The organism is Candidatus Nanosynbacter featherlites (assembly GCF_037013405.1).
GTDB lineage: Bacteria > Patescibacteriota > Saccharimonadia > Saccharimonadales > Saccharimonadaceae > Nanosynbacter > Nanosynbacter featherlites_B.
Window position 1 is genome coordinate 387,205 of sequence record NZ_CP146064.1, and the last position, 17,242, is coordinate 404,446.

Genomic DNA, 17,242 nt, shown 5'->3' on the forward strand with positions numbered 1-17,242 from the left:
ATAAAATGCAAATCCGCCCCCGATTACCTGGAGCGGATGATATCTTGCATGCTCAGATAATTAGCCGCGAGCAAAGTGCGCAAAGGCGCGGTTGGCTTCGGCCATCTTGTGAGTGTCCTCCTTCTTCTTGAAAGCAGCACCGGCTTCGTTGTAAGCGTCAACGATTTCCAATGCCAAACGCTGTGAGTATGGCATACCGCTACGAGCGCGAGCTGATTGTACCAGCCAGCTAAACGCGTAGTGTAGCTGCCGGTGTCCCTGAACTGGGAACGGAATCTGGTAGTTCGCACCACCGACGCGGCGGCTCTTCACCTCAAAGTTTGGGCTAACGTTTTTCAATGCTTTTTCAAACACTGCCAACGGATCTTCTGAATCCAATTTCTTCGCAGCAGTTTCCAGGGCGGTGTAAACAGCACGCTCAGCTGCCAATTTCTTACCGTCCAGCATTGACTTGTTGATCAAGCGCTGCACCAACACGCTTTGGTAGCGGCGGTCAGGCTTAAGTTCACGTTGTAGTTTTTTGGTAACTTTACGAGGCATGATTACTTATCCCCTTTCTTGGTACCGTACTTCGAACGGCCCCGCTTGCGGTTGTTAACACCTTGAAGGTCCAACGCACCGCGTACGATGTGATAGCGCACACCTGGAAGGTCAGGCACACGACCACCGCGGATCAAGACCACAGCGTGCTCCTGCAAGTTGTGACCCTCACCACCAATGTAGGCCCAAACTTCGTAGCCGTTGTTCAGTTTCACGCGGGCAACTTTACGCAGCGCTGAGTTTGGTTTCTTTGGCGTCTTGGTCGTCACACGCACACACACACCACGCTTGAGCGGTGCATTTTGGTCGTAGTAACGCGTTTTCAGGGCGTTATGAATGCGACCCAGTGCTGGTGACTTGGACTTTTTCTTAGCCGTTTGGCGCGGTTTACGCACCAATTGGTTGATAGTTGGCATCCAATTTCTCCTTGGTTGATTTACTAATACTGGCGATATTCGCCTAATGGCTCTAGCGGGCTGGTGCGGCATTGACACGAAAAAACCAGCTTCTCTTAGCGCCTACGGCTTGGATTCAGCAACTCCGCCCCGTGTCTATACCTTTTCTGCCGAGCATGCAGCCTGTACACATTCAAACCACCGCTTGCCCCGAAAAGAGGAAACTCTGGGACAATTTTACCACACATAACCTAAAAAATCTACTGGTTTTTAACTCGAGCGTCAATCTCTTCCAGGACGCCCTTCCACCAGGCCATATTGTCTTGGGAAGCGTGGACTGAATCCATAACCTTGAAGCCCACTACTGACATACCAGCCGCGCCCAATCGTTGCACCAATCGTTCATTATCTCCGATGGGGCTTACTTTGTCAGCATCAGTGGCACTCACTGTCACCACTGCTTCGCGCAGCGATCGATGCCTGGCGCTCATCAAATCACTGATAATATCATTTTTAGGATAGGTGATAGCTCGAGGATATTGCCACAGACCAGATGGCCGTTGCAGTACCATTTTTGGTAGCAATAATGGGTCTTCGTCGCGGCATCGAGCTGCCCAATCAGGATTTGCAGCGATAGTCTCTGTCAATTTATCACCACCGTGAGCAAGAAAACGCATGACTAATGTGGCCATGGTTTTAGCCTGACTAGTCTTTTTGCTTATCAATGGCGTTTCAAGTAAGTCTAGTTGTGATAAGCTCACTTCCCCTGGCGCATGTTTTGCTGCTGATGCTGCCAAATGCGAACCTAGTGAATAACCAACCAGTCGCTCTACGTCACCAAGGTCATAGCCCTCCTGGTTGAGCGCCGTACCTATAGCATCCCATTGCAATATTGACACTTTTGAAAGATCGCCTTCTTTTAGAGCTTGTTTCATTTCCGAGCTCATAGGGTCTGCATGTGGACTCACTCCTGGATTATCCACTGCAACTGCCAACCCCTTGATGTGGTCTGCTAGGACTTCCGTTCTCCCTTGCTGTTTTGCTCGCTCACCGTAGTCCGACCATTGCGAAAAAAGTACGGCAACTGGCGACTCACCATCCGAGAGCGTAGAATCCGCCAGATAAACAGACTCCCTCAACTCACTATCAACTGGTTGAGGTGATTGTATAGCATCTATATCAATAGGGCCAATTTGCTCAAGCAGCTCACTCATAGTTTTATTATACCATAAATTGTCCCAATATACAATTCTCCCCTCTGTTATAGAGGGGAGAATATTGCACGGTCACTAGACTTGAGTGTGACTACATCTCTGAGAATTCTTCAACCATTTCCTCAGTGTTGTCACTAGCCAAGGTTTCATCCTCTTCGACAACGCCCGTCCCCACTGGGATCTTGCGGCCGATGATGACGTTTTCTTTGAGACCATGCAAGTGGTCAGCGCGGCCAGATACGGCAGCATTGATCAACACGCGAGTGGTGTCCTGGAAGGACGCGGCGGATAGCCATGAGTCGCTCCAGATGGACACCTTGGTGATACCGAGTAGCAACTGAGTGTAGCTGATGAGGTTTTTGCCTTCAGCGGCCAGCTGCTTGTTGGTGTTCACCGCCGCAGCCTTGGAGACGATGTCACCCGTCACAAAGTCGCTGTCGCCCGCATCTTCGATTTGGACACGGCTGAACATCTGGCGAACGATGATCTCCAGGTGCTTGTCGGCCACGTCTTGACCCTGAGCGGCGTAAATGCGCAGCACTTCGTTGATGATGTAGCGCTGGGTGGCCTCGACACCCTTCAGGCGCATCAAGTCGTGTAGGTTCAATGAACCAGCTGTTAGGCGGTCGCCAGCCTCGACGACGTCGTTAGCCTTAACGACCAACTGCATGGTGCCTGGGATTTCGTAACGAGCTGGTGCGCCAGCTTCAGCAGCGATGACCAAGGTGTCCTCAGCCGCCTCAACCACACCGTCAAATGGTGCGACCAGCGGACGAGTGTCACCTTCGCCAGTTGCCAATACGTCGCCAGCCTTGACGCTTGAGCCAGCCTTGACCACGACGGTTCGGCCGTCCAGCGGCAGGCGCTCAACCTTGCCCGATTCTGGGGTAACTTGGACGATGTACTTTTTGCCATCTTCCCAGACGTCAACTAACCCAGCAATTTCCGTGACATACGCCTGACCCTTTGGTGTGCGCGCCTCGAACAATTCTTCAACACGCGGCAGACCTTGGGTGATGTCACCACCAGCGACACCAGAGTTGTGGAAGGTACGCAAGGTTAGCTGAGTACCTGGCTCACCGACTGACTGAGCAGCGATGACACCGACTGGCTGATGATTACCAACCAATTTGCCAGTTGACATGTCAACACCGTAACTGCGTTGTGGAATGCCGTTGAGGTTGTTAGTTGACAAGACTGATTGGATCTTGACGCTCTGGATGCTTTCATCGTCATCAATTGAGTCAGCGATTTCCCGAGTGATCAATTCGTCCTTGTTGACGTGACCTGGAATCGTCTCAGCGGCATAACGACCAGCCAAGCGGTTCGAGAAGTCGATCATCGTTTCTTCAGTTTCTGAACGGTAAATTGCGTAACCTTCGTCGTCACCTTCAACGTCCTCAACGGTGAAGACATCCTGCGCCACGTCGACCAAACGACGGGTCAGGTAACCTGAGTCGGCGGTCTTGAGCGCGGTGTCAATCAGACCCTTACGCGCACCACGGGTTGCCACGAAGGCCTCAAGGCTGGACAAACCACCGGTGTACGAACTACGGATCGGCAGCTCAATTTCGTGGTTGGTTGCGTCCATCTGAATACCGATCATGGCGCTCGCCAGCTTCACGTTGGAAATATCACCACGAGCACCAGAGTTAACCATCATGGAAATACTGGTGTCCATGTGCGCCAATTGATCCTTCAAGAACGCGGTAATCTTATTGTCGACGTTTCGCCAGGCATTCACTGTCAAGTTGTAACGCTCTTCTTCGGTGATCAGACCCTGGTCGAACTGCTCAGAGATCAAAGCCGCTTTAGCGTCACCCTCAGCCACGAACTCAGGGATTTCGTCGAAGTGCACGTAGTCGGTCATACCGGTCGACACCGCCGCGGTTGTCGCGAAGCGGAAAGCCTGACCCTTCATGCGGTCAGCGATTTTGGCAGTCTCCTCGGCACCGTACTTGTTAAAGATTTGCGCCAAGACCTTCTTCAGCTGTTTCTTGGTCTGGACGTTGTTGTCGTAAGGGAAGTCCTCTGGCAGAATCTCGTTAAAGAAGACGCGTCCCAAGGTTGTCTGACGCACCTTGCCTTTAGCAAAAATCCGGATTGGCGTTTGTAGCTGAATATCACCCTTGTCGTATGCCAACTCTGCTTCGTAAACTGAGCTAAATGACTTGATGTGGTCAGTCTGCGCCTGTGGCTTGTCATAGGTCAGGTAATAGTTACCCAGCACGATGTCCTGCGAAATGTGCAAGACTGGCGCACCGTCAGCAGGCTTCAGCAAGTTAGCAGTAGCGCTCATCAATTCGCGTGCCTCGGCTTGCGCTTCCTTAGAGAGTGGTAAGTGAACGGCCATCTGGTCACCGTCAAAGTCAGCGTTAAAGCCGGCACAAACTAGCGGATGCAGTTGGATGGCTTTTCCTTCAACCAAAACTGGCTGGAAGGATTGGATTGACAAACGGTGAAGTGACGGAGCACGGTTCAACAGCACGTATTTGCCTTCAATCACCGCATCCAATGCGTCCCAAACAACTGCTTCGCCTGATTCGATCAACCGCGTTGCTGAGCGAATGTTGTGAGCAAATTCATTGCGGATCAGCCAGCTGATAACAAATGGCTTGAACAGTTCAAGCGCCATTTGTTTTGGCAAACCACACTGGTGAATCTTCAATTTTGGACCAACGACGATGACTGAACGGCCAGAGTAGTCGACACGCTTACCGAGCAGGTTTTGACGGAAGCGTCCCTGCTTACCCTTTAGCATGTCGGAAATTGACTTCAAGCGGCGGCGACCACCAGTCGAACTGACGGCGCGACCACCACGAGCAGCAGCGTTGTCGATCAATGCGTCGACTGCTTCCTGTAGCATGCGCTTTTCGTTGCGCTGAATGACTTCTGGTGCATTGAGCTCAACCAATTTCTTCAGACGATTGTTACGGTTGATGATGCGGCGGTACAGGTCATTCAGGTCTGAGGTAGCAAATCGACCACCACTAAGGGCTACCATTGGGCGAAGGTCCGGTGGGATGACCGGCAATACACTCAGTGTCAAGCTGCTTGGCTTGATGCCAGCGGCGTGCATGCTCTCGAGCATCTTCAAACGCTTGAGGATTTTCTTCTCGCGCTGACCCTTGGCGCTTTCAGCCTCTTCGGTCAACTCTGCGATCAGCTGTGGCAAGTCGATCTCGTCTAGCAATGTCTTCAATGCTGAAGCACCCATGCCAACTTCGATGAGCTCATCGTATTCTTCTGGCAAGTTGCGGTAGTCAGTTTCAGACAACAACGCGCCCTTGTTTAGGCTGTCAAGCTGTGCTTTGCGAGTATTGTATTTCTCGTTCAATTCTTCAACTTCACGACTCTGCTCTTTGGCCAAGGCTTTGATGTCAGCACCGTCTTCTTCTGCCATTTTTTCATAGCGAATCTTGATAGCAGCACGACCAGCTTCAGTTTCAGCCTCTAGATCTGCGAGGTATTGGTCGCGAGTTGCTTCATCAACTTTCAAAATGACATAGGTCGCAAAGTAAGCTACTCGCTCCAAGTTGCGAACTGTCATGCCGAGCAATTGACTCATGGCACTTGGTGTGCCGCGCATAAACCAGATGTGCGCGACTGGTGCGGCCAGTTGAATGTGACCCATGCGCTCACGGCGAACGATTGACTTGGTAACTAATTCACCATTTTTGTCAACCGCCGCTTCGCGTGAACGAACACCTTTTAGCTTTGAGTCGTGTGGATTGATGTCCTTAACGGGACCGAAAATTCGTTCACAGAACAAACCGTCACGCTCTGGCTTTTGAGTACGATAATTGATCGTTTCTGGCTTAGTAACTTCACCGTGACTCCATTTCAGGATATCTTCTGGGCTGGCAACCACTAAGCGTACTGCATCAAAATCGCTAATGCCAGTAGCATTGAATGCAAATTGCGCCATCTTACGCATCCTCCTTTATTTCTTCTACTTCGTCAATGTCTTGTACGCTCATGCCCCCTTCGATTTCTCCGATATCATCAGATTCATCCAAGAAAGTTTCTGCTTCTTCGTCCTCAGACGTTACCGCAGGCGTGGTTTTATCTTCAGGTCCACTGGACGCGATCACGTGCTCAGCGTCAACGACAGCTTCATCATCCACCAAGTCAACCTTCAGACCCAATCCCTGGAGTTCCTTGACCAACACGTTGAAGGACTCTGGGAGTTTCGGACCGACGATCGGCTCGTCCTTGATGATCGACTCGTACGCCTTGGCGCGGCCATAGACATCGTCAGATTTGATGGTTAGCATTTCCTGCAAGGTTGCGGCGGCACCGTAGGCTTCCAGTGCCCAGACCTCCATCTCACCGAAGCGCTGACCACCGTTCTGTGCTTTACCACCGAGCGGCTGCTGAGTAACCATGGTGTATGGACCAGTTGAGCGGGCGTGAATCTTGTCAGAAACCATGTGGTGCAATTTGATCATGTGCATCACACCGACTGTGGTGCGCTCTTCAAAGGCTTCACCGGTTCGACCATCAAACAATTGACTCTTACCATCGCGTGCTAGTCCTGCTTTTTCTAGTTCATCAGAAATTGTTGCTGATGGCACACCGTTAAATGATGGAGTTGCGACGCGGTAACCCAATGCTCGTGCCGCCATACCAAGGTGTGTTTCAAACAACTGACCAAGGTTCATACGACTTGGCACACCGAGTGGGTTCAAAATTACGTCAATTGGCGTACCGTCTTCCATGAATGGCATGTCTTCAACTGGCAGAACCTTGGCGACCACGCCCTTGTTACCGTGACGACCAGCCATCTTGTCACCAACACCGATTTTGCGGAGCTGGGCCACAAAGATTTGAATCTGCATCAACACGCCAGCTTTCAAGTCATGGCCATTTTCGCGGCTAAAGATTTTGACGCCAACGACTTTACCACCACCTGCATTGTTCATGCGCTGTGAGGTGTCGCGAACGTCTTTGGCTTTTTCACCGAAGATGGCGCGGAGCAAGCGCTCCTCGGAACTAAGTTCCTGCTCGCCCTTTGGTGTAATTTTACCGACCAAGACGTCACCGGCCTTGACCTCAGAACCAATTTGGACGATACCGTTTTCGTCCAAGTGGCGTAGACTTTCCTCAGAAACGTTTGGAATATCGCGGGTAACAATCTCTGGACCCAATTTGGTTTCACGAACTTCAACATTGTAATCTTTAATGTTGATGGATGTCAGTGTGTCGTCTTGTACCAATCGGTTAGACAAAATCACCGCGTCTTCCATGTTGTAACCACCCCATGGCATAAAGGCCACCAACAGGTTACGTCCCAGTGCAATTTCGCCCTCCGCAACTGAAGCGCCTTCGATCAGGACATCGCCCTGCTTTACCTTATCGCCACGCTTGACGCGAACTTTCTGGTTGTAGCAGCGGTCGTCATTGTTTTTAACAAAATGACGGAGCTCATATACTTTGACGCCGCCACTGTATTTGACGTGAATTTCATTTGCATCAGCTTTGACTACTTCACCGTCACCTGACGCCAAGGTTAAGTGACCACTGTTTGCAGCAATGGACTTTTCGACGCCCGTACCAACAGTTGCTGGTTCTGGTGTGAGCAGCGGTACTGCCTGGCGCTGCATGTTTGAGCCAGTCAAGCTACGGTCGATACGGTTCTTTTCGATGAACGGAACCAAGGCTGCAGTTGATCCCAAAATCTGCTTGTGTGCTGCGTCCATGTAGGTAACTTGATCAGCATCAACCTGAGATGGTTGCATATTGTTACGAGCTGACACGCGCTCATCACGGAACGTACCGTCTTCGTTCAACACAGCACCAGCATCAGCGATCACTTCAGCGGCTTCCTGCGCCGCGTCCAAGTAGACAACATCGTCAGTCACGCGGCCGTTGACAACCTTGAGGTATGGCGTTTCGATAAAGCCGTATTCATTGACCCGTGCGTAGGTGGCGAGGTTTAGCACCAAACCAACGTTAGCACCTTCTGGTGTCTCCACCGAACAGATACGACCGTAGTGTGTTGGGTGAGCGTCACGAACGTCAAAACCAGCACGTTCACGGCTCAAACCACCAGGACCCATCGAACTCAAACGACGTTTGTGGCTCAGTTCGGACAGCGGGTTGACCTCGTCCATCAACTGACTCAACTGTGAGCTAGTGAAGAATTCACGAACTGCTGCCACCACTGGGCGAGCATTGATCAGCTGGCTTGGCGTTACACCTTCCATGTCTGCCACACTCATGCGGTCCATAGCGTTGCGCTGCATCCTGAGCATACCAACGCGGAACTGACGAGCTACCAATTCACCAACCAGCTTCACTCGACGGTTGCTCAATGAGTCGATGTCATCGGCTGGCTCTTGGGTGTTGTTGAGGCGAATGATTTCGCGGATGATGGCTACCAAGTCGCTCATCTGGAAAATACGGTTTTCAGCGGTATTGGCAACGTCCAGACCCAGGCGTTGGTTCAGCTTGTAGCGACCAACACGAGAATAATCAAAGCGCTTGAAATCAAAGAACATTCGCTCAATCATCTGACGTGCATTGTCGACTGTCGCCAAATCACCCGGCCGGAGACGGCGATAAACCTCGATCAGCGCTTCATTGGCACCACGAGTTGTGTCCTTGTCCAAAGTTTCTTGGATGTAGCTGGTCTCACCAGTGTCAATGTCAGCAAATAGTTCACGAATTTCTGACGTTTTTGGATGACCCAAAGCACGCAGCAATGTCGTCACTGGCAATTTGCGACGACGGTCAATCTTGACATAAATCGTGCCATTTGGCGCAGTCTCAAACTCCAGCCATGCACCACGACCTGGGATCATCTTGGCACCGTAGTAATTGCGGCCAGCCACGGTGTCAGCCGTAAAGAATACACCAGCTGAGCGAATCAGTTGGCTGACCACCACGCGCTCAGTACCATTGATGATAAAGGTACCGCGCTCGGTCATCCATGGATAATCACCAAGGTAGATTTCCTGTTCTTTGACTTCGCCCGTGACTTTGTTGGTTAGTTCAACGGTTGCGTGCAGTGGCGCTTCAAACGTCAAATTGTTCTCCTTGGCGAACTGATCGGTGGTCTTTGGTTCGTCAAATCGATACGCACCAAATCGCAATGACAATTTCTGACCAGTATAGTCGTCAATTGGATTAATTTCTGAAAAGATTTCGCTCAAACCATCCTCGACGAACCAACGCCAAGAATCTTCTTGATGAGCGATCAGGTTTGGCAGCGGCAACGAGCTGTCTTCAGAGGTGAAGAACACGCGTCCGCCATCCGTGGACTGTTGTTTTGCCACAGGTATGAACTCCTCGCTTTAGTTTAATTTAGTGATCACGGCCGGAAGATCCCTAATTCACGACTGCAACAAAAGCGATTTGCCTGTTCGCTTTGTTTCTTCCTGTCGTGAATACACTACTTCTCTAAGTACCAGTATGCACGAAACCAGGTCAAAAATCAATATTATTTCTGGAGATTTCTTGAAGAATTTGCTGATGTACGTCAGTCGGCGAACGCTCAGCCAAAATCAGTGGAATATTGTGCGTTTTAGCAACAGTTTGATAGCCATCATTAATCTTCTGCTGGAACGCATCATCACGTGACTCAAAACTATCAACCGCCTCTGTCGTACCGCGCTCGGCGATGCGCTGCTGCCTGACACGGTCATCCGCAAATAATACCACAACAAAGTCAGGGTTCATGTACCGCTCATGAGTAAAACGCTTGGTCATGTTGATGATGGCTTCCTGGGCTATACCTTCGCCATGACCTTGATAGACCAAAGTCGACAAATAGTTCCTGGAGCTCAACACCACCGCGCCACGACGCAAAGCCGGCTCAATTTTGTGAAACCACAGCTCACGCCGCGCTGCACTGAACAACAGTAGATTGACCTCCGGATCCAACTTAAACCGATTATCTTTCAGAACCCTCCGATATTCATTGGCGACTGGCGTGGTTTTAGTCTCATCATCGCTGCCTGGCTCCTCGACAACAACAACTTCACGCCCGCGTTCTCTCAGCCACACTGCCAACATATCCACTTGCGTGGATTTACCGGTGCCGTCATTGCCTTCAATGACGAGATATTTGCCTGCGACATTTGGCGAATTTTCCATCACAATAGCCCCTGGCTCAAGCCGTCAATTGGTACGGGGGTTTTGCGCCTGTCACGGTACGTCTTTGGCAGTAACATATCTGGCTGCCAACTGGCGATGATTTCCTTCAAATCGTTCCCGGTCTGATATTTATCACTGACCTTACGCGCGCCAGAACCATAGCCACCCTCAACTGGCCCAGTTTTGTGAAAAATCATTTGACCAATGCGTTCGCCAACCGGCAACACAACGCTCTCGTGCATGTTGAGATTATAAATTTCCAGCGTAATCCGATTGATATACCCTGGATCGATCCAGCCAGCATCAAAGCACACCGCCACGCCATTGCGCCCCCATGAGCTACGGCTCAACACCTGCGCTGCGCCGCCCTGTGCGCGAATACCGACAAACTCGTGCGTGTGCGCCAAAATCCGCTCGCCAGGACGCAGCACGATGATCGGATGGTCTGGTGGGATGTTTTGAAATGGCGTTGCATCGTGCTCCTTGCACCATTCGGCATGCGGCATAGCTTTGAGCGGACCTTTGAAATATTTAGCAACATACGCCGCGTCAAAGGGATTATAGACGCGATATTCGCCTTCAAATTCCTGCTTATAGTAGTAGTGACCCAGCGTAAAATCCAAACTGGCTTCTGCCACATGGTCAGGATTGAACGGCTGACAGACGATAATGTCGTCGTTGATGGCTTGGCGGATTTCGATATTGCTATAAACAGTCATGATTTATTTACTCCACAAAATATACGGTTTAACACTAGTGAATAACATATTTTTTGGTTTGCCATGTGTTTTAATGAGGTGGGTGTGTTGATGAGCGACGGATTTTTGTTTATTTTCTGGAGCTCGAGCATAAACAGAGTATCCCTGTTCTTCGTACTCAGCAATCACGTCCATCAACTCAGCTCGTTCTGTCTTGTCCAACTGGTAGATGCCTTCAACATGACGCCTGGGGACGACCATGATGTGGTCAGCGACTTCATGACTGTCCCAAATCTCATATGGAAACAGGTTGTCTGTCACCAAGAAGTATTCATGCGCTACTCGCACTTGCTTGTCTTCTGGACTAAATTGACAAAAATTACACCCAGGTGCTGCCTGCTGTTTCATCATTTTTCGATATTTGACATAGCGCTGCTCTGTCGACCGTCGCCGATAAACCATGTTTCCTCCGTTTTCCTCAGTATCTGTTAAAAGTATAGCACGTCTGGCATGAGCATCATACACTGGTTTTCGCCCTCAAATACAACTTCTAGCAACATCACATCATTGACATATCAACACTTTTTTGTTATTATATAAAAAGTATTTGATCAAATTGTTAATAGTGAGAGACAAGGAGAAATACATGGATCATAAAAATAGCTTAACATGCTTACCAGTTATTTTTGGACCAAATGAGTTAGGCCTCAGTACAAAAACCACTGGTACTGGCGAAGGCTCAAAATGGGAGACTGCTTTTGTAGTCGCCGACCCGCAAGGGATTATTAGAGAGGTTGAAACACCCAGCACTCCTGACGAAGCTCTCGTGCCTCCACACAGGATAGTCGCTGTTGATATTGATCAATGTTTGCCTCAGGAGAGTAGTCCCGGTCAATCTCATATCGTCGGTAATGCCGTGGAAATACGACCAGACCTAGACCCGGACGCAGAGCCGAGAAAACTGGGGCGAGCCGCCGTCTTTGGTTACGACCCAAAAACTGGCAAAGGCGTCATGGTGCTCAACCCAGACCAGGCAGCAACCGAAGAAGAATAGACCGCTCCCTTTCTAGCGTATCGCTCATGCTTGGGCGACGCTTATAAACATCTTATACTAAGAGTATGTCAGACAAACTGTACCTCAGAGAAGACATCATGCCGGGATATCAAGGCGATCCAGGCGAGACTATCATGGGAGCATTACACATGCCGTCCTATGAATTGGAGGACAATTCAATGGTGATTCATGATGCAGTATGGGGAGACTGCTTAATTGGTGACCGACAGCCGTACGATTCACTACTCATGGAGCTGGCACGTTCACCGCTGTTTCGCAGACTGCAAGCAGTCGAGCAACTGACATTGCCACCATCGTTCTCTACAGTGCCCAACACAACCCTCTTTTCCCGGTGGCAACACATCTGGGGAAGCTTGGCTTTTGTGCGGAAAATGACCGAAGGTGATGATCGGTTCGATGACCGACAGCGAACCGTATTGGAGCTGCGAACGCTGTTTTCTGATGTTGGACAGACGGCTTTCTCACACTTGGGAGACTGGATTTTCCAAGGTATCCAAGGCGGAGAAAACCTCCACGACCAAGATTTGAGGGCGTTACTGGAGACGTTTGGTATCGATGAAACATTAGCCGACTATGGCCTAACCCTGGAGGAAACCGTCTTCCCTGAGACAGAAGACTGGGTGGAGTGTCCGTCACCGGCTTTGTGTGTTGATAGAGTTGACTACGGTATGCGCGAAGTTTTGCGTTGGTCAGGCTGGCCAATGGGCATCATGCAATATGAAGATCGGCTCCAAGATCCCAAGTCTCTCTTCCGCATCAATGACCACATGATGTTAGAAATCACAGATCAAGAGTTTGCTCGTCGCTTTGCCGCCGGTTACAGTATTTTACCGACAGAGCACTGGGCGCAGCCAGTGCATCGACTACAACTTGAACTATTGCAAACCGCTACCAAGCAAGCACTGACTGGTGGTGGACATTTTAGTGACGGGGTCCCTCTAACTCACCCTGTCCATCCTCGTGACCGCATGTATGGCATCGATTCGGACTTTCGCTTCGCTTTTAGCGGTGGCGACGCTGCCCTCAGGAGAATATTAGAGACTATTGGTTATCATCAGCGGCAAATCTACAAGCGAGCACGTCAAGCAGATCTCCGCAGTCTATTTGGCGAGATGAAAGGTGACTTTCCCGAATTCCCTGACCCATTGACCTCGTATTGCCCAAAATCCCGCAATTTCATGCTGGTCGCACCGCAGGTGGAGATAGAAAGAAACAATACAGCACAGCAAGGTATGGCGTTAGATATGGGGCGCATCGCCATTGGGCTGCCAGCCCTGAAGGCGCGGCTGATCGATCCGCCCGTTCAAACCACTGAGGGTATAGCACCGTTGAGTGAGATTGATCCAAGCTACAAAAACTATTTGGACGGCCAAACCAGAACCATGAAAATGGGCTATCAGGCAATAGTAATGCTCAACAGAGACTTCAGTCAACGCATTTATGATATCTATAGCGAAGCGTCAGCAACCTGGCAACGCTGTTCAACTATGCCGCGAAACGCTGATAATCTGCGCAACCTTGTTGCTCAAGCTGGTTTTTACGGTGCTGGCGCGCGCTTTGATGATATTCGCGAGATATAAGTTACGCTTTCTTGACCACCGCGTCGATCAGGCCATAGGCTACGGCTTCTTCTGGCTTCATCCAGTAGTCGCGCTCCATATCAGCTTTGATTTTGGCGAGCTTTTGACCAGTGTTTTTGGCCATGATTTTTGCCAGCATTTCCTTCATCTCCAGCGTCTCTTTCAGGTCAATTTCCATGTCAGTCACCTTACCACGCGTACCTGACGATGGCTGATGGATCATCACTTTGGCGTGCGGCAAGCAAAATCGCTTGCCCTTGGCACCGCTTGAGAGCAAGAATGCGCCCATACTAGCTTGCAAACCGATGCCGTAGGTCGCGACGTCAGGCTTGATGAAATTCATGGTGTCGTAAATCGCTAAACCGTCATACACGCTACCACCAGGGCTATTGATGTACAGCGAGACGTCAGCCTCTGGGTCAACCTGAGCCAAGTGCAGCAGCTGCGCCACCACAATGTTGGCGGTGTGCTCATTTACTTCCTCACCCAGAAAAATTATTCGCTCGTTCAAGAGACGTGAATAAATATCAAACGCTCGTTCGCCATCAGAAGATTTTTCAATAACAGTTGGTACCAGGTAGCTATTTACTTTATTCATGAACCATATTATAGCATATAGCCAGCACCTCATGGTACACTGAGAATATGCAGAAAGCTATCATCGTTGCGTATGATACCAACCGCGCCATCGGGCGAGGTGGTGATTTACCATGGGGACGGAGCTTGCCAGCAGATTTGGCACATTTCAAGCGGCTAACCAGGGGTGGCGATATCATCATGGGTCGGAAAACCTTTGAGTCAATCGGCTCTCGCCCGCTGCCAGAGCGCGAAAACATCGTTATCTCCTCACGACCGACGGGCGTCAAAGGCGTCCTTACGGCGGTAAACTTGTCAAGCGCCCTAGCGTTGTCACGCTACCCAACCTTTATCATCGGTGGTGCACAGGTATACGGCGATGCACTGGGCGTGCCAGAGATTGACACTATTTACGCCACCGAAGTCGACGCTACGTCCCCAGACGCCGACACCTTTTTCCCAGAGCTAGACATGACCGTCTGGGAAGAGACTGACCGTGTCCACCGCCCAGCAGATGAAGCTAATGTCTACGCTCTTGACTTTGTGATCTATCGGCGAAAAGCCGCACAATAACGGCAATTTACACCGCGATTGGCGCCTTGATCGGTGGATGGTGCTCGTAATTTTCCAGGCGAATATCGTCAATAGTGAAATCATCAATACTCTTAACGTCAGGGTTCAGCCACAGCTTTGGCAGCGGCAGCGGACGGCGCGACAATTGCTCGTCGACCTGCGCACGGTGATTATTGTAAATATGCGCGCTATTCAAGGTATGAATAAACTCACCTGGCTGCTTGCCAGTTACTTGGGCGATCATCGAAAGTAATAATGCGTAACTAGCAATGTTAAACGGCACACCTAGGAATATATCTGCCGAGCGCTGCGTCAATGCCAGATCTAGTTTCTCGCCATTCTCATCTGGCCGAACATTAAACTGAAACATAGTATGGCACGGCGGCAGCCCGCCCGAACGCACGATTTCGTCAATTTCCGCCACATTCCAGGCGCTGACGATGTTGCGTCGCGACGTTGGATTATTATTTATCATGTCGATGGCGTTTTGGATCTGGTCAATCGTCCCGCCCTTACCGTCCGGCCATTTGCGCCACTGCACGCCGTACACTGGTCCCAAATCACCCCACTCCTCAGCAAAGGCGTGATCAGTCGCGATTTTACCGATAAATGTTTTCATGCCAGTGCGCCACTCCTCGCCATTGATTTCCGGAATGCTTTGGCCGGTTTTCTCCAAATAATTCTTGTACGGCCACTCGTCCCAGATGTGCACGCCGTTTTGCGCCAGATATTCAATGTTGCCAGTGCCTTTGAGAAACCACAGCAGCTCATGTACCACGCTGTTGAAATATAATTTCTTAGTAGTCATCGCCGGAAAACCATCCGCCAAATCATACCGCGTCTGCACACCAAACACTTCCGTCGTTCCCGTGCCAGTGCGGTCGCCTTTTTTTACGCCGCTGTCGCGAACCTGCTGTAACGCGTCTAGATACTGCCTCATATTTCCTACTCCCTTTAACTACAACTAGTATACCAAATACTCATTAGCTCTTGGAAGCTACGGAAATGATTAGCAAATATATAAAATACTAATTATTCATAATAATTTGGTTGCGCTCGGCTACCCGTTCACGTTCAGCCCGAAGAATCTCCTGCGATTCTGAGCTATTGAGGTCTCGAACATTAATATAGACACCGTCGCGAAGGTTGTATCCGGAGGTCACCAAAACACCCGATTTACCCAATTGCGAATCCGCATAATTCACTGATTCCGTTTGAGAAGTATAATCAATTAGGTTAAATGGGCTCGTTTCAAGCAATGCCGTACCACGGTTGTCTTTCCAGGTGGCAAATACACCAATCTTCTGGATAGGATGCTCGATTTTGTTTCCTTGTTCGTCGAACAGTGGTCCGCAAATTGGTCCAAAGAAAATATTTTCTATATCTGGCAAAATCTTTTTCAATACATGATCAGCCGGTAATGGCATGACTACCCCTAGTCGCTCATCAAATTCTTGAGACAATGAGTACCGTACTGTCTCTGAATGACCTTCAAAGTCATTAACTTTACGGCGTGGATCAAGGTGTTTCAGCTCCGGCGGCGAAAATAGCAGTCTGGAATTCTTAGAAAGATTGGAAGTGTTGGAAATAATACCAGCGCTCTTTTCGAATAGATCTGGTCGCCCCATAACACTAAACGGCGAGGCATACTGCTGTACTTGAGAAGGGTCTCCCGGCACTTTTTCCAGATCAAAACCAGCTTGCAGAAGGTTTTGTATGGTATCAAACGCACACGCTATGCGTAGCTCTCCATCCTCGCCTTGGAGTTGGTTTGGCATCAACAATTGATGCCCCAGTCCTTTGCCCAACTCTGGACCCAGTAAATGACCTACTTCATGCGCAATAATACTACTAGGAGCACGGTTGTAATTAGCAGTAAACCACGGGAAATATGACCCATCTGCGTTGTCAGGCTTCTGGAATGCTCGGCCGCCATAATTTTTTCCCTCTGTATCGCCACCATTGACCATCACGGCAATAATGGCCTGATTACCCAACATCTTTCTGTACTTTTCATAGTGCGACCGAGCAATTTTTTCTATCAATCCGTCAGAAAAACCCCATTAGGAAGATCAGGAGGGGTCTCATCTATCCAATGAGGTGTTTTCGTAAATGTATAAGCTCCAGCAGTTGTGTCAGTTGTCCATCCTGTTTGCTGCTGAACCTCTGTTACGATATCACTAGTACCTCTGTGGTTATTGTGACCCTTTGGCTGCAAAATCACCGAACCAAAAGCGATACCATATGGCGGTAATGAACTAGCAGCCTCCTGCGACTTGTGCGACTTGGGTTGAGAAAGTTTCCCTCCATATTGAGCCCCAAGCTGGTATCCTACGCTTCCTACTAATCCAGCACCGGCACCAACCGCCGCAGAAAGTCCCAAAAAACGACGGCGAGACATCGTAACCCGCTCTAGTAACGGTTTTTGCTCTGGCTCTGAACCGCACTGGAAAATGGTTGAAGTATAACCTTCGTGACGTTCACACATAAC

General features: G+C 49.9%; 15 protein-coding genes. 3 read left to right on the forward strand and 12 right to left on the reverse strand.

Going from position 1 to position 17,242, the window contains the following annotated elements; translation table 11 throughout:
* Positions 1–60 precede the first annotated feature (60 nt).
* The 8 genes from rpsG to V4210_RS02135 form a co-directional block, all read right to left on the reverse strand.
* Positions 61–540, reverse strand: a complete 480-nt coding sequence (gene rpsG, locus V4210_RS02100; RefSeq protein ID WP_138079010.1) for a 30S ribosomal protein S7 — start codon at positions 538–540, stop codon at positions 61–63.
* A 2-nt stretch (positions 541–542) separates the two neighbouring features.
* A complete protein-coding gene (gene rpsL / locus V4210_RS02105; RefSeq protein WP_039327447.1) occupies positions 543–956 on the reverse strand; it encodes a 30S ribosomal protein S12 in 414 nt (137 codons plus the stop codon).
* Positions 957–1,195: 239 nt separating this feature from the next.
* Positions 1,196–2,149, reverse strand: a complete 954-nt coding sequence (locus tag V4210_RS02110; RefSeq protein ID WP_338521221.1) for a hypothetical protein — start codon at positions 2,147–2,149, stop codon at positions 1,196–1,198.
* A 91-nt stretch (positions 2,150–2,240) separates the two neighbouring features.
* Complete coding sequence (gene rpoC, locus V4210_RS02115; protein ID WP_338521223.1) at positions 2,241–6,077, reverse strand: DNA-directed RNA polymerase subunit beta'; 3,837 nt, start codon at positions 6,075–6,077, stop codon at positions 2,241–2,243.
* A 1-nt stretch (position 6,078) separates the two neighbouring features.
* Positions 6,079–9,429 (reverse strand): DNA-directed RNA polymerase subunit beta, encoded by a 3,351-nt coding sequence (locus V4210_RS02120; protein ID WP_338521224.1) that lies wholly within the window; start codon positions 9,427–9,429, stop codon positions 6,079–6,081.
* Positions 9,430–9,580: 151 nt separating this feature from the next.
* On the reverse strand, positions 9,581–10,249 hold the full coding sequence (tmk, locus tag V4210_RS02125) for a dTMP kinase (protein ID WP_338521226.1): 669 nt from the start codon (positions 10,247–10,249) through the stop codon (positions 9,581–9,583).
* A complete protein-coding gene (locus tag V4210_RS02130; protein WP_338521228.1) occupies positions 10,249–10,968 on the reverse strand; it encodes a dCTP deaminase in 720 nt (239 codons plus the stop codon). The genes tmk and V4210_RS02130 overlap by 1 nt, the downstream gene beginning before the upstream one ends.
* Before the next feature lie 3 nt (positions 10,969–10,971).
* Positions 10,972–11,409: an HIT family protein gene (locus tag V4210_RS02135; protein WP_338521229.1), complete on the reverse strand. Its 438-nt coding sequence runs from the start codon at positions 11,407–11,409 to the stop codon at positions 10,972–10,974.
* A gap of 184 nt (positions 11,410–11,593) precedes the next feature.
* On the opposite strand from V4210_RS02135, the gene V4210_RS02140 reads away from it, so the two are divergent.
* Together V4210_RS02140 and V4210_RS02145 are read left to right on the forward strand one after the other, a co-directional pair.
* On the forward strand, positions 11,594–12,001 hold the full coding sequence (locus V4210_RS02140) for a hypothetical protein (protein ID WP_338521231.1): 408 nt from the start codon (positions 11,594–11,596) through the stop codon (positions 11,999–12,001).
* A gap of 65 nt (positions 12,002–12,066) precedes the next feature.
* Positions 12,067–13,602: a hypothetical protein gene (locus V4210_RS02145; protein WP_338521233.1), complete on the forward strand. Its 1,536-nt coding sequence runs from the start codon at positions 12,067–12,069 to the stop codon at positions 13,600–13,602.
* Between the two features lies 1 nt (position 13,603).
* On the opposite strand, the gene V4210_RS02150 is transcribed toward V4210_RS02145, so the two are convergent.
* A complete protein-coding gene (locus V4210_RS02150) occupies positions 13,604–14,200 on the reverse strand; it encodes an ATP-dependent Clp protease proteolytic subunit (protein ID WP_338521234.1) in 597 nt (198 codons plus the stop codon).
* Positions 14,201–14,247: 47 nt separating this feature from the next.
* Here V4210_RS02150 and V4210_RS02155 point away from each other — a divergent pair, with 47 nt between their 5' ends.
* The gene (locus tag V4210_RS02155; RefSeq protein ID WP_338521235.1) at positions 14,248–14,751 is read left to right on the forward strand and encodes a dihydrofolate reductase; all 504 of its coding nucleotides are present in this window, start codon (positions 14,248–14,250) and stop codon (positions 14,749–14,751) included.
* A gap of 7 nt (positions 14,752–14,758) precedes the next feature.
* On the opposite strand, the gene V4210_RS02160 is transcribed toward V4210_RS02155, so the two are convergent.
* From V4210_RS02160 to V4210_RS02170, 3 genes are all read right to left on the reverse strand, one after another.
* On the reverse strand, positions 14,759–15,691 hold the full coding sequence (locus V4210_RS02160; RefSeq protein WP_338521236.1) for a thymidylate synthase: 933 nt from the start codon (positions 15,689–15,691) through the stop codon (positions 14,759–14,761).
* 88 nt (positions 15,692–15,779) lie between these two features.
* Positions 15,780–16,751 carry a hypothetical protein gene (locus V4210_RS02165; protein ID WP_338520413.1) on the reverse strand — a complete coding sequence of 324 codons (972 nt, stop codon included), beginning with the start codon at positions 16,749–16,751 and terminating at the stop codon, positions 15,780–15,782.
* A gap of 41 nt (positions 16,752–16,792) precedes the next feature.
* On the reverse strand, positions 16,793–17,239 hold the full coding sequence (locus V4210_RS02170; protein ID WP_338520414.1) for a twin-arginine translocation signal domain-containing protein: 447 nt from the start codon (positions 17,237–17,239) through the stop codon (positions 16,793–16,795).
* Between the last annotated feature and the right edge of the window lie 3 nt (positions 17,240–17,242).